Here is a 20,950-nt window from a genome sequence, read left to right on the forward strand (position 1 = left end):
AGCTTCACGGTGCAGGTCGACGACCACAATGGCGGTGTCGTCACCCAGGTGGTGTCGATCGACATCGTCGGCACCAATGACGCACCGATTGGTGTAAACGACACCAGCGCCAGCCTCGGTGCTGTCGCGGCCACCGAGAAGGGCGGCACCCTCAACGGCTCCGGCGGCAACAACGGCACCGGCAACGTGCTCACCAACGACAGCGATATCGACAGCGCCGGCCTGACGGTCAGCGGCATCCGCACCGGTGGCGTCGAAGGCGCCGGCACCGCGGGTTCCGTCGGCGCCGGCCTGGTCGGCGCGCACGGCACGCTGACGCTCAACAGCGACGGCAGCTATACTTATGTCGTCAACGAGAACGACGCGACGGTGCAGGCGCTCAATACGGGCGGCTCGACCACGGACACCTTCAACTACACCGTCAGCGACGGCAGCCTGACCGACACCGCCGTGCTTACCGTCACCATCAACGGCGCCAATGACGCAGCGGCGCTCTCCTCCGCCTCGGTCAACCGGACCGAGGGCAATACGACGGCGGCGATCAGCACCAGCGGTTCGCTGACAATCTCGGACGTCGACAGCCCCGCAACTTTCGTGGCCCAGGGCGGCACCGCTGGGGCCTATGGCACCTTCGCCATTAACGCGGCCGGCGCCTGGACTTATGCGGCGTCCTCGGCACATGACGAGTTCGTCGCCGGTCAGCATTACGATGAAGACTTTGACGTTGTCAGCGCGGACGGCACTCACACTTCGGTGCACTTAGACATCCTCGGGACCAATGACGCGCCAGCACTGGATCTGAACAGTGGAACCTCAGGGACTTCCACAAGTATCAACTACACAGCCGGATCGGTCGCTACGGCGCTCGCGCCTTCGGCGACTGTGACGGATATCGACTCCACCGATTTCAATGGTGGATCCTTAAGGATTGCGGTCACGGCAAACGGCACGTCCGCCGACCAACTGACGATCCAGAACCAAGGTGCCGGCGCCGGGCAGATCGGCGTCAGCGGAAGCAATGTCACCTATGGTGGTACGACCATCGGCACTTTCGCCGGGGGCACGAACGGGACCCCTCTGGTCGTCACCTTCAACGCCAATGCCACGCAAGCGGCCACGGCCGCCCTTGTCGGCCACATCCTCTATTCGAACGCCACCAGCGCCACCATCGCCAAGACGGTGACCTACACTCTGGTCGACGGAGACGGCACGGCCAACAATGGTACGGACACAGCCACAACCACTGCGACGATTAATGTGACTGGCGGCGACACCACAGCGCCTACCGTCGTCATCTCGCACGACAACAACGGTGCCAAGCAGACGATCACCTTCACCTTCAGTGAGGCGGTCTCGGGCTTCGACATCAATGACATCGCGCTGGTAGGGGCAACTGCGACAGCCGGGACCTTCATACATGTCGGCATCGACGGCACCGGGCACGACATCTACACCTTGGATGTTACGAAGCCAGTCGGCGGTGGCGCGCATACCGTCCAAGTCCTGTCCAGTGGCACCGGTATCTCATTCTGGACTGACATAGCCGGAAACCCTGGGGTCGGCACTCCAGCTTTCAGTCTGCCCGCCGGCACGTCCGGCGAGCCCATCAACCTTGCCCTCACCGACCCCTCGCATGAGGGCGCGCTCATCACCGTCACGGTGAAGGACGTGCCTTCGGGCTGGACCATCGATGGCGCAACCCATAATGCCGACGGAAGCTGGACGACGCAGACCAACGACCTGCATGGGCTGACCGTCACCACGCCGGTGAACTTTACCGGCGCCGCCGTTCTCGATGTCCAGATGACCTGGATCAATGCCGACGGCACCTTGGGCACAGCGTCGATAGCCGACAATGTCGAGGCCTATGCACCGGGTTCGCCGATCTTTGCCTGGTCCGGCGACGACGTGCTGACCGGCTCGCACGGCAACGATCTCTTCGTCTTCTCGCAACCGATTGGCGCCGACACGGTGCACAATTTCGATACCGCGGCCGACCAGATCGACCTCATCGGCTATAACGGATTGGCGGACTTTGCCGACCTCCAGACGCATATCGCCGACGATGCCAACGGCAATGCGGTGATCGCACTCGGCGACGGACAGTCGATCACGCTGGACGGCGTGCATTCGGGCGCACTCACAGCCAGCAATTTCGTGTTCGACCAGACGCCAGTGGTCAACAATTCAGGCACCATGACGATCGGCGACGGCGCGTTGCTGCCGCTCAGCGGCATTCTCAACAACAGCGGCCTCATCTCGCTCGACTCGACCGGCAGCGATACGCTGCTGCAGGTCATCCAGCACGGCGTGACCTTGCAGGGGGGCGGGCAGATCCTGCTGTCCGACAGCGCCGCCAACATGATTTCCGGCACAGGGCCGGACGTCACTCTGGTCAACGTCGATAACACGATCTCGGGCGCCGGCCAGCTGGGCGGCGGCATGCTCAGCATCGACAACCAGGGCACCATTATCGCCACCGGCTCGCACGCGCTGGTCATCGATACCGGTGGCAGCGTCGTCGCCAACTCCGGAACGCTCGAGGCAACGGGTTCAGGCGGCTTGACGGTCTCCGGCGGCCTGGCGAATTCAGGCATGCTCTGGGCCAATGGCGGCGACATCGTGATCCACGGCCAGGTTACCGGCGACGGCGATGCCACCATCGGCAATTTGTCGAAGCTGGAATTCGGTAGCGCCTCGTCGACGGACGTCACCTTCGGACACGACGCTGCCGGCACGCTGCAACTCGACGATTCCTTCGACTACAGCGGACGGATCGGGGGCATCACCAATGATGACAGGCTGGACCTCGGCGATATCCTGTTCGGTGCGGGAACGACGGCCGTCTATCAGGCAAGCCAGGATGGCAGCGGCGGAACGCTGACCGTTTCGGACGGCACCCACGGCGCCGCGCTGCATCTGGTCGGCAATTATGATGCGAACGCCTTCAAGCTTGCCGATGACGGCCAGGGTCATACCGTCGTTTCGTACAATCCGGCGGAATTCACGCTGACCGGCATCGGCAATGGAGCGATTTCAAGCGACTTCGTGGTGTGAGCGAAAAGGGCCGCCGGCTACGGCGGCTCCCTGACCTGACGAGTATCGAGTGGGGTTCTGGAAGTGGATAGCAAGTCTCGAATTGTGAAGGATGCGCTTCGGGCATGCCGCCGCTATTTCCTGGTTGCGGCGGCATTCAGCCTCGCGATCAACCTGCTCTACCTCGCTTCCCCCCTCTACATGCTGCAGATCTACGACCGGGTTGTCACCAGCGGCAGCGAAACCACGCTGGTGATGCTGACCCTGGTGTTGCTGGCAGCCTTCCTTTCGCTGGCGGGTCTCGACCTTGTCCGCGCCTGGATCCTGACGCGTGCCAGCGCCCGGCTCGACCGGCTGCTTTCGGCAAAGATCCTGGCCGCGTCAGTCGAAAACCCATCGCCCGGCTCCTCGCCGAGCCAGCCGATCCGCGACTTCGATACGTTCAGGCAGGTCATCACCGGCAGCGGCATCCACGCTTTGTTCGATCTGCCATGGTCGCCCATCTACATCGGCATCATCTTCCTGCTGCATCCGTGGCTCGGCTTCTTCGCGCTGGGCTGCTCGTTGCTTCTGATCGGCATGGCCGTTCTCAACGAGTATCTCGTGCGCTCGCCGCTGAAGCAGGCCAACGAGCTGGCGACGAACAACTATAACTTCACCGAGATGAGCCTCAGGAACTCCGAAGTCGTTCGCGCCATGGGGATGATCGACGGTCTCATCCGCCGCTGGGGGCGCGACCGCAACCTCGCGCTGCGGCGCCAGGCGGAGGCAAGCGACCGTGCCGCCTTGATGTCGGGCCTCATCCGGTTCCTGCGGCTCACCATGCAATCGCTGATCCTCGGCCTCGGCGCCTATCTGGTCATCGAACGGCAGATTACCGGCGGCACCATGTTCGCGGCGAGCCTCCTGCTGGGCAGGGGGTTGCAGCCTGTCGAGCAGATCGTCGGCCTCTGGCGCAGCCTGATCCTGGCGCGGGCAGCGTTGGCAAGGGTCGAGAGGCTGGTCGACGGGGGTGCGCGCAACGAAAGAGCGTTCAACCTGCCGAAGCCCAGCGGCATGATTTCCGTCGAGCAGGTAAGCTTTGCAATTCAAAGCCAGCAGAAAGTGCTTCTGCGCGACGTGTCGTTTCGGTTGGAAGCAGGCGAGGCGCTCGGAATCGTTGGCCCCTCCGGCGCCGGCAAGTCGACCCTGGCGCGCCACCTTGCCGGCGTCATGCAACCCAGTCGCGGCACAGTCAGGCTGGATGGCGCCGACCTGTCGCAATGGGGGCACGACGCATTAGGTGATCACATCGGCTACCTGCCGCAAGATATCGAACTCTTCTCCGATACCGTCGCCGCCAACATTGGGCGCTTCAAGACCAATGTTGACCAGGAGGTGATCGAGGCCGCGCGGCTCGCCGGCGTACACGAGATGATTATCCGACTGCCGCAGGGCTACGAGACGCAGATCGGGGAGGGCGGCGCCGTGCTGTCGGGAGGATATCGGCAACGGATTGCTCTTGCCCGGGCGGTGTTTGGAACGCCGAAACTGATCATTCTCGACGAGCCGAGCTCCAATCTAGACGCCGATGGTGACCGCGCGCTGAGCGACTGCGCGATTGAGCTGAAACGCCGCGGCAGCACGGTGATCATCGTCTCGCACCGGCCCTCGACCTTGGCGAATGTCGACAAGATCCTGCTGTTGCGCGATGGCGCCGTCGAGGCGTTCGGCATGAGAAACGAGATCGTGGCGCTGCTCAACCAGCGCGCGGCTCCAATGGCAGTGGCGACCCAATGAGCTGTGGTGGTCGGAGAGATCGATGAGCGACAGTGCCCTCACTTACCATAGCCTGCCCGGCGAGGCCGGCATCCTGGCTCCGGATTCCATCCGGGTGCCGGCCTATATCGGCCTGCTGATCATAATGGCCTTTTTCGGCATTTTCGGCGGCTGGGCGGCCTTTGCCCCTCTGAACGGTGCCGTGCTCGCCGATGCCATTGTCAAGGTGGAAGGCAATCGCAAGAGCGTCCAGCACTTCGACGGCGGTACGGTGAAGGAGATCCGCGTTAAGGATGGCGACGTCGTCAGGAAGGGCGACATAATGCTGAAGCTGGACGACACCAGGATCCGGTCCGAGTTCAATCTCTATGCCCAGCAATATGCACTGTTGCGCGCCACCGATGCCAGGATCCGCGCCGAACTGGACGGCAGCGAGGCGGTTGCCTTTCCCAAGGACATCCTCAAGGAGCACCAGGACTACCTCAAGGACGCAATGGCAAACCAGATCGCCGACCTGGAAAGCCAACGCGCCTCGATGGCCGGCGCAAGGCAGATCCTCGAGCGGCGCATTGCCGAGCTCGAGGAGCAGATACGGGGCAAGCAGTCTCGGGTCGAATCCTACCGGGCCCAGCTCAAATCGACGATCGGCGAGAAGGCCAGCCTGTCGAAGCTGCTCAAGGCCGGTTTGACGACCCGCCCACGCATCCTGGAACTGGAAAGGTCGGCCTCGGATTTGCAGGGCTTGATCGACGATAATCTCGGCGCCATCGGCGGCAGCCAACAGAGCAAAGCCGAACTCGAGAGCCAGATCGCACAATTGACCAATGAGCGCCGGACCAAGCTGTCGGCCATGCTGATCGATACGCAATCGAACCTGTCCGACCTCATACCCAAGATGTTCGCCGCCCAGGCTGCCATGGACCGGGCCGAAGTGCGTGCGCCCTATGATGGCCAGGTGATGGATCTCAGCGTTTTCTCGATCGGTGCGATCGTGGCGCCGGGCCAGACCATCCTTGACATCGTGCCGACCGAGAATTCACTGATCGTCCAGGCACAGGTTCGCGTCGAGGATATATCGAACCTGCGTCCCGACATGGCCGCCGAAGTTCGTTTCACATCATACAAGCAGCGTTCGATCCCCATAATTCATGGACGCGTCGCCCGCATTTCGGCGGATCGCATTACCGACACCAAGACCGGCTTCCCCTATTATCTCGCGGACGTAGCGGTCGATCCGGTGGAATTGGCCGCAGCCCCACAGATCGCGCTTTATCCGGGCATGCCGGCGTCAGTCATGATCGTTACCGAGCAACGCACGGCGCTCGACTACATTCTAGGGCCGCTGGTTGTGTCGTTCCACTCAGCGTTTCGCCAGAAATGACGGATCAGTCCATCACCGCACGCGGCGAGAACTCCCGTTAACAAATCGCGAAGAATGCGTGTCTCCGCGTTGCGGCGCGCCTGCCATCTTGTGAAAAATCGAGGAGACACTCGGATATAGGTGCGGGCGTGATGTGCGCGGTGAATTGGTTCAGCCGCTTGCCAAGCTCAATATCGAAGGCTCTATGCTGTCTCGAGTGATGTCGACCGCCGCAAGGGTGACAGGCAGCTTAAACCGTCGTGGGCCAGCGCTGCCCGGATTCAAATAAAGCACGCCATCCACTGTCTCCATCCTCGGCACATGCGAGTGACCGGACACGATCAAGTCGATGCCTTGGGCAACCGGGTCGACCTGCAGCGTCTTGAGATCATGAAGCACGTAGATTGCTCGCCCGGCGAGGCGTACGAGCTCGGTTTCCGCGTATGGGAGCGCCCAGCCACCGGTGTCTACGTTTCCTCTGATCGCGGTAACCGGCGCGATACAGCGAAGCGCCGTGATGATCTCAGGGCGACCGATGTCTCCTCCATGAATGATGTGGTCGACTCCGGCCAGGCAACGCGCCGCCTCCGGCCTCAGCAAGCCGTGCGTGTCCGAGATGACGCCAATTCTGAATGTCATGGCCCTGCCACTAGACGGTGAGGGTGGTTAAATCCGTTGCGATAAGGCTGTTCGCAAACGCCTGAACGGCTTCCGCGAGAATTTCTTCGTCGCAATAGCGGCCGGAGATGTGCGTAAGAACGAGCTGCTTTACATCGCTTGTCGCTGCCAGCGATGCTGCCTCCGCGGCTGTCAGATGTCCGTAGTCGCGCGCCATCGCTGCATCTCGTTGCAGGAATGTGGCTTCGATGACAAGCAGGTCGGCGCCGCTCACCTTGTCGGCCAATCCATCAGTGGTTTCGGTGTCGCCTACTATGACCAGCTTCTTGCCAGCCCCGGGTGGCCCGAGGACTGCTTCGGGAGCAATCGTTCGGCCGTCGGGGAGAGAAATTGAGCGGCCTTCGGCCAAATCCTTCCGGATCGGACCGTCTGGCACGCCGAGAGCTACCAAGCGGTCCGAACGGAGGTGAGGACGCGCCGGCGTCTCGAAGACGAAGCCATAGCTGTCGGTGTCGCGATGGCGAACTTGAAAGCAATCGACGGTGAACTCATCCACCTCGAACACGCGTCCGGGGGCAAGCGGCGCGAGTTGCAGCGGGATCGGCGCGCGTCCCTCGCCCCAAAGGCCAGCGAGCATGCGGGCGACGACGTCAAGAGTGTCTGCGCTACCATGAATGGTCACATGGTTCTTGCTCTGCCGGAGCCGAAGCGTCGAGAACAAGCCTGGAATCCCGAGCACGTGGTCGAAATGCGCGTGCGTGAGGAGCAGGCGATCAAGTCGCCTGAATCCGGCGCCGCTGCGCAGAAGCTGACGCTGGGTGCCTTCCCCGCAATCGACCAGCACCCGTTGACTGCCGGCTTCAACGAGCAGCGCCGGGTGATTGCGCTCGGCCGAGGGCACGCTGGCCGAGGTCCCGAGGAAGATAAGCCTGAAGGTCATGCGAGCAGTCTACCTCGCGGGCAACGAGACCTCAAAGCGGGCGAAGGAGCGGTCCTAGATAGACTTTGCGTAACTTGTTGGCGAACTTGCTGGCCGAGAGCGCCGGTGGAAGGCTCCAGCCTTACTTGCTACCTATGCCTCGCAGGCTGCCTCGCTTTAAAGGATATGTGTGAATTCGGCACCGAGGGTCGCGTATCGCGCCGGATCATGGGTAGTGAGATCCGAGCCGTCTATTCCGATATGATCAAAGGTGGTGACGCGAAAACGGTCCTCGAAGAGGAGACAGTCATGGCATCAGCCAAAAAGGCCTCTACCAAGCCTGAACGAACTCGTGGCGACACAAAGCTTCGACCTCAAGGATGACGGTACTTTTCAAGACGGGAGCGAGCATGCCGCCGGGTGCCGAGAGGTTGAAATCGTCCGATTGGTCCCGATAGTCGGTGAAACCTCAAAATATTTTTGCGACGATTTTCCCTTTAAAATCAAAAGATTAACTTTTTGACGGCCCATGTTTCGGACTTTTGAGCGGAAAACAAGAAAAAAACCAGCTAGATCAATAGCCTAGCTGGGCTGGAAACAATCGAGTGGGAGTGAGGGATACGGCAATAGCAGAGATTCAGCTGCCCTCTTCCGGACCGTTCTGACACGTCGTTGCTTCGGAAGTAAATCCCGTTCAGCCCGACAGAGGGTTTTGGCGTACAACGGCGTGCAAATAGGCTTGTCTAACAGGCCCTAACCAAGGGCTGTGGTTTGCTGCGTTCGAGGTCGGCGGCAGTTTTTGCGGCTTAAGCTGCATCTCTAGTCCTACATCCCGCACAATCGCCCAAACCGGAAATGCTTCAGCTCGGCCGCATAAGTGGACCCGTCGAATTTGTTGGCTCTGGTATCCGGGAGACGCAGAAGATGCCGACCCCTCGACAGATCGCGCGAAGCCGTTTTGTCGAGCAGGTTTGTCTCGCCAAAGGTAATCGCTGGTTAGATTCACTTCCTCTCATCTAACCAGCGACAGGCTGGACAGTAGGCGCTCAAGAACGGTTTCTCCTGACGACCAATACCCGGATCGAGAGGTTTTCCTGGTGCGATCGCGGAGGCTGCGGTTTGGCGTGCGCAAAAGCGGGTCCGCAATGCGCCTCAATCAGTTGTAGAGCCCGCCGTAGCCAGTCCCCGAAAGCGGTCATTTTGAGCAGTCAGGCGGGGTGGCTCGCTTGCGCAGCATGTCTGCCATTCCTGGCGAAGCGCAGCCTTTTTCGAAAGCGGTCGTCGCTCAACCAATGCTTATTCTGAAGGCCTGTTCCGGGGGGCTCTGCCGGTCGACTTTCGAGCTGACATGTGCTCGCTTGGTGCTCAGGCGCAAACCCTAATCGACTGTGCATGTCTCCCCAGGTTTCGCAATGTCCCAGCGCAACGTCATGGTCAATTCTGAAGGCCGTCACGGATGGACGAGAAATAGCGATCGGTTCCTACCTGCCCGCCCTTCAACGCGACCTCCAGTCCGTCGATCGCATCGATGCTGGAATGGGCTACGCAAAGCGGGGAACCGGGCGAGGCGGGCAGGGGCATCCTGACGGTCAGCGCGTCTACACCCATTTGTCCCAGCGCATGGCTTGATGTGTCACCGCCTGCGATGATCACGCGCCGCAAGCTCTGCTCCTCCGTCAATTGGCGCAGCAGCGCACCAAGGCCGCGGCCAAGCTTGTGGCGGGCACCATCCTCCCGGTCGATTTCGGCGCCCCTGTCGGCGGTGGGGCCAAGTGCCGTATAGAGGATGACGCTGCGCCCGGCTTGCAGACTGGCGCGGCCCTTTGCCGCCGCACGCGCAATCGCCTGCACCGACCCCTCCGAAACCAATTCGACAGGGTCGACCTCAATGCCGTCGAAACCGTCGGACAGGGCATGCCGGATCTGTCGTTCGGTGGTCGGCGAGCAACTGCCCGACACGACGGCCACCCGGTCGACGGCACCCGGCGGCGCAAAGCGTGGCCCAGCGTTGGCGATGCCCCTCGACGCCCACTCGGTCAACAGCGCATATTCGATTCCGGACGAGCCGACGACGATGGAACCGCCCGGTTTGCGAACCCGCCATATTTCCTTGCCAGCAAGGGCTTGGGTCTCCCGGTTGTCGACGTCGATAAGAACGATGGCGGCACCGTTCTCCACGAGGCGATCGAATGCCTGCGATCGCGATGTGGACTGCAGCGTCGCCAGGTCAAGCAATCCCAAGGAGAGTCCGGTCTGTCGCGACATATGAATCAGCAGGTCGGACTCATTCATCGGCGTCGTCGGATGGCGGCTCATCACCGGATGACGGTCGATGCGGAAATACTGGTCGCGATAGGCCGCGAACAAGTGGCCAAAGGCAGTGTAGCGTCTGAGCTGCGGTGCGCCGACCAGCATAGGCACGCTGTCCTGTGCGAAGACCGAGCGGCCGATCTCGATTGCCCGGCCGATGCTGCCGATTACCGGACTTGAATCGAAGGTCGAGCAGACCTTGTAATGGCAGATATCGGCTCTCAGCGCCTTCAGCCAGGCGAACGCGTCACGCAAATGCGTGTCCATCCACTGCGGGGTCTCGCTGCGGCTGGTGCCAGCGAGGCCAACCGCACGACAGTGCGAAAACCGTGCAAGCTGCTCGGCGTCCGGCTGGCGCATGAACAACACGGTCGGAACGCCACCAAGCTCGAGTGCTTCCATCACATCGGTCGAGCCGGTGAGGTCGTCGCCATAGTAGCTGAGCAGCAGGTCTTGCATGGGTGTCAGGCCGCCCTGCCATCGCCGAATTTTTCAATCGACCGCGCTAGTTCGGCATGGCTGCGGGCATGATCGGCCAACGGAATGCCGTCCACAGCCGCCTGCCAGGCCTGACGCACGGCGCGCACGCCGGCGCCTGGTCCGTCCGGATGGCTGACGATGCCGCCGCCGCAGAGATAAAGGAGATCGACCGTTCGCCCGGTGCGTTCATAGGTCTCGGGTGCCTGTCCACCCCATTGGCCGGAACCGGCCACCGGCAGCGCGCAGTCGTCAGGCGAGAAGATCGGCGTCGTCACTGCCTTGAAGGAGCGGACGAAGGATGCATCTGGTTCCCAGTATTTCGAGGCAATGCCATTAATCTGGAACTGGTCGACGCCGAGCAGCCGCCAGAACTGCTGCCAGACTCTGAAATCCATGCCGAGGCCGGGATGGCGGGTGAGGATGTCCCAGCCATTGCGGTGGGCGTGCAGCACCAGGCCGGAGCGCTTCCTCAAGAACGCCATGCCGCCGAAGCCGATTGAGTTGATGTTGACCACGGCACAATTGCCGCCGGCCTTGATCACCAGATCGTGGTTGCGCATCATCTCGTCGGGATCGGCATGCGAGATGCCGAAGGCATACATCACCTTCTTGCCGGTCTTCTGTTCATGGTCGAGGACGAGCGGCATGATCGCCTTTATCCGCTCCGCCAGCGGCGAATAGGCAGGGCTCATCAGCTTCTCGTCGTCCTTGATGAAATCGACGCCGGCCTCGATCAGTTCGCCCATCATCGCGGCCGTCTCACGCGGCCGGAGGCCCAGCGCCGGCTTGACGATGGTGCCGATGATCGGACGGTCCTCGACGCCGGTCAGCCTGCGGCTGCCAGCGAGGCCGAATTGTGGTCCGGGATGGGCGCCCCGGTATTGTTCCGGCAGCTTCATATCGATGACGCGAATGCCGGTGAGCCCCTTGATCGAATATGTGCCGCCGATGGCAATGGTCATCAGTGCCGCAAGGTCGGTGCCGATGGCATCGAACGGAAAGGCGATGTCGACATCAGCGCGCCTGAACGGTCCGTTGCCGGATCCCGGGAGAGACGGCTGCGCGGCATCAGGCAGGTGGCGGATTGCCAGCACGCGCGCCGCCACGCGAGCCTTCAGTTCCTCCGTCTCGCCCGGCAGCGCGACGAAGGTGCCGGTCGACTGGTCGCTGGCGATCTTGGCCGCCAGGGACTCGATGCTGCCGGCCGTCTCGATGCGGTAGGTCAAAGTGATCATGGACGTCGGCCGGTCGAAAAGGGTTCGAAAAAAGTTTCGTCGCGCAGGAAATCTGGTATAATGAGTACATAAGTATTGCAAGCACTATCCCAATTGGCGGCTACAGTCCGGTCAGCGGACGGGCATTCCAGGAATCGCAACGGCAATGCTAGATAGGGCTGGGTCAAGGGAGTGATTCGCGACGATGAACCGTTCGGAGCCGATCGTCCGGCGCAAACTTTCCGACGAAGTCTTTGCAAGACTGAAGCGGCTGATCACCAGCGGCGAACTGCAGCCCGGCGATGACATGCCGTCCGAGCGCGAGTTGATGGAGCGCTTTGAGGTCGGCCGACCGGCGATCCGTGAAGCCATGCAGGCGCTGAACAATATGGGGCTCGTCGCCATCTCGCATGGCGAGCGCGCCAAGGTGCTGCAACTGACCGCCAAGTCGATCATCAAGCAGGTCGACGGCGCGGCCAAGATCATCCTGTCTTCGTCCAGGGACACGCTGGAGCACCTGAAGACCGCGCGCATCTTTTTCGAACGCGGCATGGTCAGGGAAGCCGCGGAAAAGGCCACATCGGAGGATGTGCAACTGCTGAAGGCAACCGTGGCCGAGCAGCGCGCCGCGCGCGGCGATTCGGAGGCCTTCATCTCCGCCGACATGAAGTTTCATACCCAGATCGCGTCCATTTCAGGCAATCCGATCTATATCGCCGTCAGCGAAGCCACGCTGGGCTGGCTGAAGGAATACCACACTGAAATGCTTATCTGGACCGGCAAGGAAAAATACACGCTGACCGAGCACGAGGAGATCATCGACCGCATCGAGCACCGGGATGCCGACGGTGCCGAGAAGGCGATGATCAAGCACCTCGAACGCTCGCGTGCGCTCTATGTGATGAATTCCGAGAAGTGAAGCTCTAGCCGACCCGCATAGTGGCGTAGGACGACATCACGAGATGGTCCTGGCCAAGCGCCGAAACATCGACGGACACATCATTCGCCGTCAGGTTCGCCAGCCAGACGATGGTCCTGCCCGAGACAGAGCGACCGGCCAGCGCCAGGACCCGAGTCTCGTCGCTCGTCATGGCGGAAACATGCGTCAGTCCGGCCAACTCACAAAGCCCTTCGACGGCCTGGAAGATCGGCCGCGGCGTTCCTTGCGCGACGGGTTCGCCTGATCCCGCGACCACGCCGAACGGCCCGCTGAAGCTGGACAGTGTCAGCATCTCCAGGCCCGCCGGCGCGACGCGCGCGGCATAGCCGATCGTCCATGCGGCGGCGAACTGCGCGGCATGGCGGGGATCGCGGTTCGCCATGGCGATGCGTTGCCCCTGCGGATTGTCCTTGGTCGCGCCACCATAGGGGTTCTGGCGCATGGCCATCGTCGATGGCCCGATCCGGTACGGCTTTGTCCCGAAGATCGCCCGAGTGGACCGAATGATGAAGGGCAGCGCCTCCAGCGATTGCATGACGCTGAGATCATCGGCGGCATGCACGATCGGACAGGTGCAGTGGGTGATGAAATCGAGCTGGTGGGCCGGAACGCGCTTGCGGTTGAGCTCGGTGAAATAGCTGAACATGCCGCCGCCGAGACGGATATCGGGAAAGGCGCGGCGCGCCGCCGTGTAGACGTCCTCGAGCGGCGGGCATGCCGGCCAGGCACTGCCCGGCGGCGTCGACTGGCGGTCGACCGCAGGAGACACCGCGACAGCATCGAGCCGCAGGCCTGCCCGGCGTACCATATCGGCGACATCGGAAAGTTCGGCGTCGAGATCGCCGGCGCAGGCGACCACGCATTCCAGCGTCGTCGAAACAGGATAGGCGGCGGCGAGCCGGGCATGGGCGCGCAGCGCGTTGAGGCCGTGGCCTCGCGTCGGATCAAAGTGGAAAAGCAGCTGCCGCGGACCGAGCCTTCCCAGCACCGGCAGGTCGGCAAGTGCCGCCTCGACATCCTCGGGATAGATCACCACGCCGATGTCAGGCAGCTTCGAGCCGGCCTTGCCGAGTTCGACGCGGACCGGTTCGGCCGCCACTGCCGAGGCAGGCACGTTGGCGTCGCCGGTGATTTGCAGGCTGATCGTCTGACGCAGGGGTTGTCTGGCCGGCAGCACATAGGGCCATGGCAGCGCCAGCGGCCTCACATAGGTCTTGTAGGAAGCGTCAGACCAGTTGCGCTGGTCTTCCATTTCGAATGTGTCGCCATCCATCCGGCATTGCGCGACAACGCCGGGCCGCACCTGATGCGTGATGGCGCGCAAATCCTTGAACGGCTGCCAGGGGTCGATCAGATCGGGCAGTTCCGTCTCGACTACCCCGCCGTCGGTATGCTCGACCGTCACCGGGCTGCCGGCAAGACCGGCGATCGGGTGCAGGATGCAGAAGCCGCAGCGGTTGGTTTCGAAATCGCTCTCTGGCAACGCGGTCACATCGAACACCAGCCTGCCGTCGGCGGAGCCTTCGATCGTGGCGCGGAAGCCGAGCCGGCTGCCGTTCGGGCCGAGGCAGCTTGCCGTGTAGCTGACTGAGAAACGGTCATCCTCCTGATCGATCGCCAGATCTGTCAGATCAGGCTCGTATGTGCCCCAGTCGCGGTCGCGCACGATATAGGCGATGGCGCGCAGCACTTCGATGCCGCCATGGCGGATGGTGCGCAGATTGCCGTTGACCAGCTCCGTACTCAGCGCGCCCGCGCGCAACGTGACCGGCTTGGGCTCGGCCGCGCGCGTGCCGTAGAGCTGGAAAGCCTCAGCCGTCATCTGAGCAGCGCGTCGATCCGCACCGGTTCTCGGCTGGCGGCACCGGCATAGGCCGCCTCGACCAGGGCTAAGGTCTTCAGATTGTCCGCGCCTGAAGTAGCCGGTTCCTGGCCTGATGCAAGGCAGTCGACCCAGTGCCGCTGGATGGCGGCAACGCTTTCCTGGATGTTGTGCCAAGGCCGCGAGGCCCAGGGCAGCAGTGGCGGCGAGAGGTCGCTCACCTTGGTTCCGGTTTTGCCTGTGACGGTCAGCCGGTAGCCTTGCGCCAGCCGGATCGTGCCGTCGCTGCCGTCGAGTTCGATGAGTGTTTCCGGGAACGGCTCCACGGCGAGCTTGGTCGCATAGCTGCAATCGACCACCGAAGTGGCGCCGCCGGCGTGGTCCATGAGCATCGTGGCGACATCCTCGCCGGCGATGGCCGGGTTGATGCGTGCGGTCCGCGCGGTCAGGCTCGACACATCGCCGAGCAGGAAGCGGGCGATGTCGAGAATATGAATGCCGAGATCCTCGATGATGAAGCGTTTGCCCGTCGCCAGATAGGGCTGGCCGGAAAACACGTCATAGCCGGAGCGAAAGGAGATGCGGCCGAAGAAGGGCGTCCCGATCTCGCCGCTGTCGAGTACGGCGCGCACCGCCTGGATCGGCGACTGCCAGCGAAAGTTCTCATGCACCATCAATGGCACGCCGGCTGTTTGGCAGGCCTCCACCATCGCCCTGGCATCACTGAGCGTCGGCGCGAACGGCTTCTGGCAGATGACGGGAATGCCGTGCGCGGCGGCCATCTCGACCAGCTCACGATGGCTGCCCACCGTGGTGGCGACGTCGACGAAGTCGAGTTTCTCCGCCGCAAACATCGACGCTGCGTCCGTGTAGCGCCGTGCGACATCGAACTGGTCCCCGACGAGCCTGAGCCGCTCCGGATCGCGGTCGCAGATGGCGACGATCGCGGCGCCTTCGATGTCACGCCAGGCATGCATCTGGTTGACGGCGAAGAAGCCGCAGCCGATCAGCGCTCCACTTAAGCTCGCCATGCTCAACCCACCTTTGCCATCTGCATGAGGGTGACGCGCTGCTGCAGCCGGCGCTGCGCCTGGTCGACGACGACGGCGACGATGATGACCAGCCCCTTGATCACCATCTGCCAGAAAGAACTCACGCCCATCATCACCAGCCCGTCCGACAGGATGCCGATGACGAAGGCGCCGACGATGGTGCCGCCGATCGTGCCGCGCCCGCCCGACATCGAGGTGCCGCCAAGCACCGCCGCGGCGATGGCATTCAGTTCAAAGCTCTCGCCCGTCGCCGGATGCGAGGCCATCAGCTCCGACGAGATGATCAGGCCGACGATCGCGGCGCAGAAGCCGGAGAACATGTAGACGAACATCTTGATCATGTTGACGCGCACGCCCGAGATCCGCGCCGCGCGCTCATTGCCGCCGACGGCGAAGATATGCCGGCCGAGCGGGGTGTAGCGCGCGAGATAGGCAGCCCCAAGCGCCATCACGATCAGGATCCAAATCGACACCGGCAAGCCGAGCAGCCGGCCGGCGCCGAGGAAGCCGAAGCCGGTGGTGCCGAGTTCCAGCTTGCCGACGAGGTTGGGGAAGGTGCGGCCGTCGGAGGACAGCAGCGCGAAACCGCGCGCGACATAGAGAACGCCGAGCGTGGCGATGAAGGGGGCGACGTTGAGCCTGGTGATCAGCAGCCCGTTGACGGCGCCGATCGCTATGCCGACCAGAAGCGTGATCAGGGCGATCTCGAAGACGTTGAAATAGACGGTGTAGCCGATCTGCAGGTCGATGCCGTTGAGCACGAGATAGCCGGCCACCATGCCGCACAGGCCGACGATCGAACCGACCGAAAGATCAATGCCGCCGGTGATGATGACGAAGGTCATGCCCATGGCGAGGAAGGCGTTGAGCGCCACGTGCTTGGCCATCAGGATCAAATTGGCGGCCGAGAGGAAGTTCGGCGCGGCGATCGAGAAGAATACCAGCACCGCGATCAGCGCGATGAAGGTCCTGAGCTTCATCAGCGTCAGCAGCGCGGAACCGCTGGAGGCGGAAGGAGCGGCCGCCTTGGCCGGAATGTCAGTCATCAGCGTTGCTCTCCATGTGCCGGTCCGTGGCCCAGCGCCGACGCGGCGACGATCGCCGCTTCCGTCGCCTCGGCGCGGTCAAACATGCCAGTCAGTCTGCCATTGCTCATCACCGCGATGCGGTCGGACAGCGCCATCACCTCGTCGAGATCGGAGGTGGCGAACAGGATGCCGAGCCCGTCGCGCGAAAGCTTGCGCATCGTGCGGAAGACGTCGGCCTTGGCGCCGACATCGATACCGCGGCTGGGTTCGTCCATCAAAAGCACTTTCGGTTCGGTGAGCAGTGCCTTGCCGATCACCACCTTCTGCTGGTTGCCGCCCGACAGTGACGAGACTTCCTGCGCCGGATCGGCGACCTTGATCGCCAGTTCCCGAACCATCTGGACGACGGCCTGCCGCTCGGCGCCGCCGCGGATATGGAACAGGCTGACGAAGCGCGACAAGCTCGCCAGCGTCAGGTTGCTGGCGACCGAGAGGATCGACACCAGCCCTTCGCGCTGGCGGTCCTCGGGGATCAATGCCAGCCCGCGCTGGATGCGGCGCGTCGTGTCGCGCTCCTTCACCTGCTTGCCGGCGATGAAGATCTTGCCGCTGGCATGGCCATGACGGCCCATGATGCAGTCGAACAGCTCGCTGCGCCCAGCGCCCATCAGCCCGTATATGCCGAGGATTTCGCCGGCGCGCAGCGACAGCGAGACATGGTCGACCGCCAGTCCGCCGGTAACGCGCGGCAGGCAGATCTCCTCGGCGCGGAAGATTTCCTCGCCGGGCTGATGTCCGTCGGCCTTGGCGAAATCCTTGGCATCCGAGCCGATCATCTGCCGCACGATCCACTGCGTGTCGACTCGTCTCATTTCCTCCTGGCCGGTGATACGGCCGTCGCGCAGCACGGTGACGGTGTCGCCGATGCGGATCAGTTCTTCCAGCCGGTGGGAGATGTAGACGATGGCGACGCCGCGCGCCTTGAGGTCGGCGATCACCTTGAACAGGATTTCGACTTCCGCCGCGCTCAATGCCGAGGTCGGCTCGTCCATGATCAGGATCTTGGCGTCGAGCGAAACCGCCTTGGCGATCTCGACCAGCTGTTGCTGGCCGATGCGCAGGTCCTCGACCAGCATGTCTGGCCGGATGCCGGCTTCGAGCCGGTCGAGGAATTCGCCCGCCCGCTTTTCCTGCTCCTTGCGGTCGATCTTGCCCAGCCGGTTGGTGATTTCGCGTGTGGCGAAGATGTTCTCGGCGACGGTCATGTTGCCGAACAGGTTCAGCTCCTGGAACACCATGCCGATGCCGCGCGCCACCGCATCTCCCGATGAGGAGAAGGAAACCTCTTCGCCTTCGAGCAGGATGCGGCCGGCGGTCGGCTGCTCGACGCCGGCGATGATCTTCATCAGCGTCGACTTGCCGGCGCCGTTTTCACCGACCAGCACGTTGACGGCACCCTTGCGCACCTCGAAGTTCGCCTGCTTGACTGCCACCGTGCCGGCATAGACCTTCGAGACGTCCTCCAGCTTGAGGATGACCTCGCGACCAGGGCTCATGGCTTCGGCCCGATCTCGGCCTCCGCCGGAGTCACCAGCGGCAGGTCCTGGCCACCTTCGATCGTATAAGCGCCGATCACCTTGGCGGCGCGGCCTTCAAGTGCCTCGCGCGGCAGTTTGGACAGCACGGCCTTGTCCGCATAGGCGTTGAAAGCCTTGCCGAACTGGGCGAAGTCGATCTGGTTGGTGAAGTCGTTGAACTGGACGAAATCGAGGCTGTCGCGCAGTGCCGTGCCGCGCATCGCTGGCCCGATCTGGACGCGCGCATCGGCCTTGCCGTCGCCATCCACGTCAATGTCCATCGTTGCCGCGCGCGACTGCGTGTTGGCGGCGATGATCTTGCCCTCGACACGCACCGCGAAGGTCCATGGCGAATTCGCCTGCTTCCTGGGGTTGCCGTATTTGGCGCCGGCCGCCGCCGGATCGGTCTTCGCCAACGCATGGACCTCGGCGAACGGCCCGGCCTTCTGCTTGAGGTAGGGTGTGACCTTCGAGGCCCAGATGTCCTCAACCATCTTGTCCGGTTTGAAGGCAGGCGCATTGTTTTCGCCTTGCGCCACGGGCGTCGGCAGGATCTTGCAGGCGCTGAGGCCAAGGCCCACGAGCGCCGCAAGCATCATCCCGGTGAAACGGGTCAGCCAAGTCAATCTGTTCGGCATGGCGGTCAAAAAATCACCCGGAATGTCAAACTGGAGCAATTCCAGAAAAAGTGTGAAACGGTTTTTCGTCCGAAATTGCGTCAAAACAAAACTGGGCGAGGGGCGAACACAGGTCCGCCCCTCGCCGTTGCGTTGAGCCGGCTCAGTTCTTCAGCGCGAAAGTTTCCAGCTTGGCGGCATTTTCGCCATTGACGAGCACGCAGTCCATCAGCTGCTTTTCCTTCTCGGGTGACTTCTTGTTCTTGATGAAGTCGTTGGCCTGTTCGACCGCCATCTGCGCCTGGGCAAAGGCAGGCTGCAGCACTGTCGCCTTGATGCCGCCGGAGGTGATGGAATCGCGCACGTCGTTCGAGCCGTCGAAGCCGACGACGATGACATCCTTGCGGTTCGCGGCGGCGAGCGCGGCATAGGCGCCCATCGCCATCGTGTCGTTGCCGGAGATGACGCCCTTAATGTCGGGATTGGCCTGCAGGATCGACTCCATCTTGGAATAGGCCTCGGTCTGGCTCCAGTTGGCCGACTGCTGCGCGACCATCTTCAGGTCCGGATAGTCATCGATGACGTCATGATAGCCCTTGGAGCGGATACCGGCATTGGTGTCGGATTCCTTGCCGACCAGCTCGACGAAGTTGCCCTTTTCACCCATCAGCTTGACGAACTCCTGCGCGCCGAGCTGGGCGCCCTGGTAGTTGTTGGAGACGATCTGCGCCACGGCGACGCCGGTGGCGTTGATCTCGCGGTCGATCAGGAACGAGGGAATGCCCGCGTCCTTGGCCTTCTGCACGGCGGCGACGGTGGCGTCGGCGCCGGCATTGTCGAGGATGATCGCCTTGGCGCCGCGGCCGATCGCGGTGTCGATCAGTTCGGACTGCTTGTTGGCATCGTCGTCATGCACCAGCACCAGCGCCTCGTAGCCGAGTTCCTTGGCCTTGGTCTCGGCGCCGACCGCTTCCGCCTTGAAGAACGGATTGTCATGCGATGGCGTGATGATGGCGATGAGGTCCGCCGCGTAAGCAGGCATCGCCGTGCCGAGCGCCAGCACGCCGGCGAACGCCGCAAGCGTTATTCTGCGAGTCAGTTTCATGAAGTCCTCCCGTTTGAAAAACCTGTGTCTCGACCGATCGAGGCCACTGTCTGCGTTTGAATCCATCAGCCTGTGAAGGTTGCGGAACGCCTGGCCCAAGCCGTCAATCGGCCTCCCAAGCAAGTTCCTGTTCCCCGCCATCCTCCACCCGTCTCAGCTTCGAACTCCCGGCGAAGCGTGGTTGATCCGAGCGGAGATTAGCTTAGTCAACTGGTATGATGAGTCAACCACAAATTCAGGTACTCTGTACCCAAGTCGACTCAGGTGATCCGCTGAATGCTGGCTGCGATCTCTTCCGGCTCGAAGACCCGCTTCCAGTCGTCGCGCATCAGCACCGGCTTGCCGAATTCGATCGCCTTGTTGCAGGCGTCAGAGAACACGCCCTTGGTTTCGCCGAAGATGACGGCGCCGAGCACGTTCATGTGGCCAAGCAGGAAATCGAGCGCCGCTTGCCGGTCGACGCCACGCGCCACGACCTCGTCGACCGCCTCCTTCATGACGACCAGCAGCGAAGCGCAGACGGTTTCCGAAAGACCTGGCTCGAGCAGCGCCATCTGTTTGACGGAAACGCGGTGCGAGCGCATCACCGGCGCCCAGATGATCTTGGCGATGGCCTCGCCCTTGGCATAGTCGGCTTCCGGTCCCTGCATCAGGGCGCTGACCATGTGCTGCTTGGCCTTCACACCGCCGAAATAGTCCTTCTTCGCCGCCATGTCGGTCTCGTCGTTGAAGATCGGCGGATGGCAGGGATGGGTGACGAAGTAGGTCAGGTCGGGACGATCGGGCAAATGGCCGGCGAACGGCGCGGCTGCGTCGAGTACGATGACCATCGTGCCCGGCGCAAGCTTGCTCTCGATGCTTGTCGCGACCTTGCCGATATGGGTGTCCGGCACGGCCAGGATCACCACGTCGGCGCCTTCCAGCGCCTCGTCGGCGCTGACCGTGTCGAAGCCCAGTCCGGTCTTCAGCCGCTCACGCCCGGCCTCGCTGACCTCGACATGGCGGATCCTATAGGGCGAGCCGCGGAAATTGGTCGAAAGGCGGTAGCCCATTTTGCCGCCGGCACCGAACAGCGCAATCGTCGTCATCTAGCCCTTGCTCCCTGGTCTTGGAC

The 20,950-nt window shown here is 62.6% G+C and carries 15 protein-coding genes; 4 read left to right on the forward strand and 11 right to left on the reverse strand.

The features are described from left to right. From FJ960_RS27020 to FJ960_RS27030, 3 genes are all read left to right on the forward strand, one after another. The coding region (locus FJ960_RS27020) for a VCBS domain-containing protein (RefSeq protein WP_140718130.1) at positions 1-3,057 on the forward strand (3,057 nt) is incomplete at its 5' end. Positions 3,058-3,120: 63 nt separating this feature from the next. Then, on the forward strand, positions 3,121-4,815 hold the full coding sequence (locus tag FJ960_RS27025) for a type I secretion system permease/ATPase (RefSeq protein WP_140718132.1): 1,695 nt from the start codon (positions 3,121-3,123) through the stop codon (positions 4,813-4,815). Between the two features lie 22 nt (positions 4,816-4,837). After that, positions 4,838-6,175, forward strand: coding sequence for an HlyD family type I secretion periplasmic adaptor subunit (locus tag FJ960_RS27030; RefSeq protein WP_140510429.1), 1,338 nt, complete (start codon positions 4,838-4,840; stop codon positions 6,173-6,175). Between the two features lie 150 nt (positions 6,176-6,325). On the opposite strand, the gene FJ960_RS27035 is transcribed toward FJ960_RS27030, so the two are convergent. From FJ960_RS27035 to oiaX, 4 genes are all read right to left on the reverse strand, one after another. Next, positions 6,326-6,793, reverse strand: a complete 468-nt coding sequence (locus tag FJ960_RS27035; protein WP_140510427.1) for a metallophosphoesterase family protein — start codon at positions 6,791-6,793, stop codon at positions 6,326-6,328. Positions 6,794-6,803: 10 nt separating this feature from the next. Further along, a complete protein-coding gene (locus FJ960_RS27040) occupies positions 6,804-7,712 on the reverse strand; it encodes an MBL fold metallo-hydrolase (RefSeq protein WP_140718134.1) in 909 nt (302 codons plus the stop codon). Positions 7,713-9,125: 1,413 nt separating this feature from the next. Beyond that, on the reverse strand, positions 9,126-10,460 hold the full coding sequence (locus FJ960_RS27045; RefSeq protein WP_140718136.1) for a four-carbon acid sugar kinase family protein: 1,335 nt from the start codon (positions 10,458-10,460) through the stop codon (positions 9,126-9,128). Positions 10,461-10,465: 5 nt separating this feature from the next. Next, positions 10,466-11,716, reverse strand: a complete 1,251-nt coding sequence (gene oiaX, locus FJ960_RS27050) for a 3-oxo-isoapionate-4-phosphate decarboxylase OiaX (protein WP_140718138.1) — start codon at positions 11,714-11,716, stop codon at positions 10,466-10,468. A gap of 184 nt (positions 11,717-11,900) precedes the next feature. Between oiaX and FJ960_RS27055 the strand changes: the two genes are divergently transcribed. Continuing rightward, a complete protein-coding gene (locus tag FJ960_RS27055; RefSeq protein ID WP_140718140.1) occupies positions 11,901-12,614 on the forward strand; it encodes a transcriptional regulator NanR in 714 nt (237 codons plus the stop codon). 4 nt (positions 12,615-12,618) lie between these two features. Here the strand turns inward: FJ960_RS27055 and FJ960_RS27060 are convergent, their stop codons facing one another. From FJ960_RS27060 to FJ960_RS27090, 7 genes are all read right to left on the reverse strand, one after another. Next, positions 12,619-14,457: a hypothetical protein gene (locus FJ960_RS27060; RefSeq protein ID WP_140718142.1), complete on the reverse strand. Its 1,839-nt coding sequence runs from the start codon at positions 14,455-14,457 to the stop codon at positions 12,619-12,621. Further along, positions 14,454-15,488 (reverse strand): Gfo/Idh/MocA family oxidoreductase, encoded by a 1,035-nt coding sequence (locus tag FJ960_RS27065; RefSeq protein ID WP_140718143.1) that lies wholly within the window; start codon positions 15,486-15,488, stop codon positions 14,454-14,456. Before FJ960_RS27065 ends, FJ960_RS27060 begins: the two co-directional genes overlap by 4 nt. Before the next feature lie 2 nt (positions 15,489-15,490). Then, entirely contained in the window at positions 15,491-16,555 is a 1,065-nt protein-coding gene (locus tag FJ960_RS27070) for an ABC transporter permease (protein WP_140718145.1), read from the reverse strand. Then, on the reverse strand, positions 16,555-18,093 hold the full coding sequence (locus FJ960_RS27075; protein ID WP_140718147.1) for a sugar ABC transporter ATP-binding protein: 1,539 nt from the start codon (positions 18,091-18,093) through the stop codon (positions 16,555-16,557). Before FJ960_RS27075 ends, FJ960_RS27070 begins: the two co-directional genes overlap by 1 nt. Beyond that, a complete protein-coding gene (locus FJ960_RS27080) occupies positions 18,090-18,752 on the reverse strand; it encodes a DUF2291 family protein (RefSeq protein ID WP_140718149.1) in 663 nt (220 codons plus the stop codon). Before FJ960_RS27080 ends, FJ960_RS27075 begins: the two co-directional genes overlap by 4 nt. Positions 18,753-18,894: 142 nt before the next feature. Then, positions 18,895-19,836 carry a D-ribose ABC transporter substrate-binding protein gene (locus FJ960_RS27085; protein WP_140718151.1) on the reverse strand — a complete coding sequence of 314 codons (942 nt, stop codon included), beginning with the start codon at positions 19,834-19,836 and terminating at the stop codon, positions 18,895-18,897. A 260-nt stretch (positions 19,837-20,096) separates the two neighbouring features. Next, entirely contained in the window at positions 20,097-20,924 is an 828-nt protein-coding gene (locus FJ960_RS27090; RefSeq protein ID WP_140718153.1) for a phosphogluconate dehydrogenase C-terminal domain-containing protein, read from the reverse strand. Between the last annotated feature and the right edge of the window lie 26 nt (positions 20,925-20,950).

Origin of the sequence: Mesorhizobium sp. B2-3-11, assembly GCF_006442215.1 — a bacterium.
Classification (GTDB): domain Bacteria; phylum Pseudomonadota; class Alphaproteobacteria; order Rhizobiales; family Rhizobiaceae; genus Mesorhizobium; species Mesorhizobium salmacidum.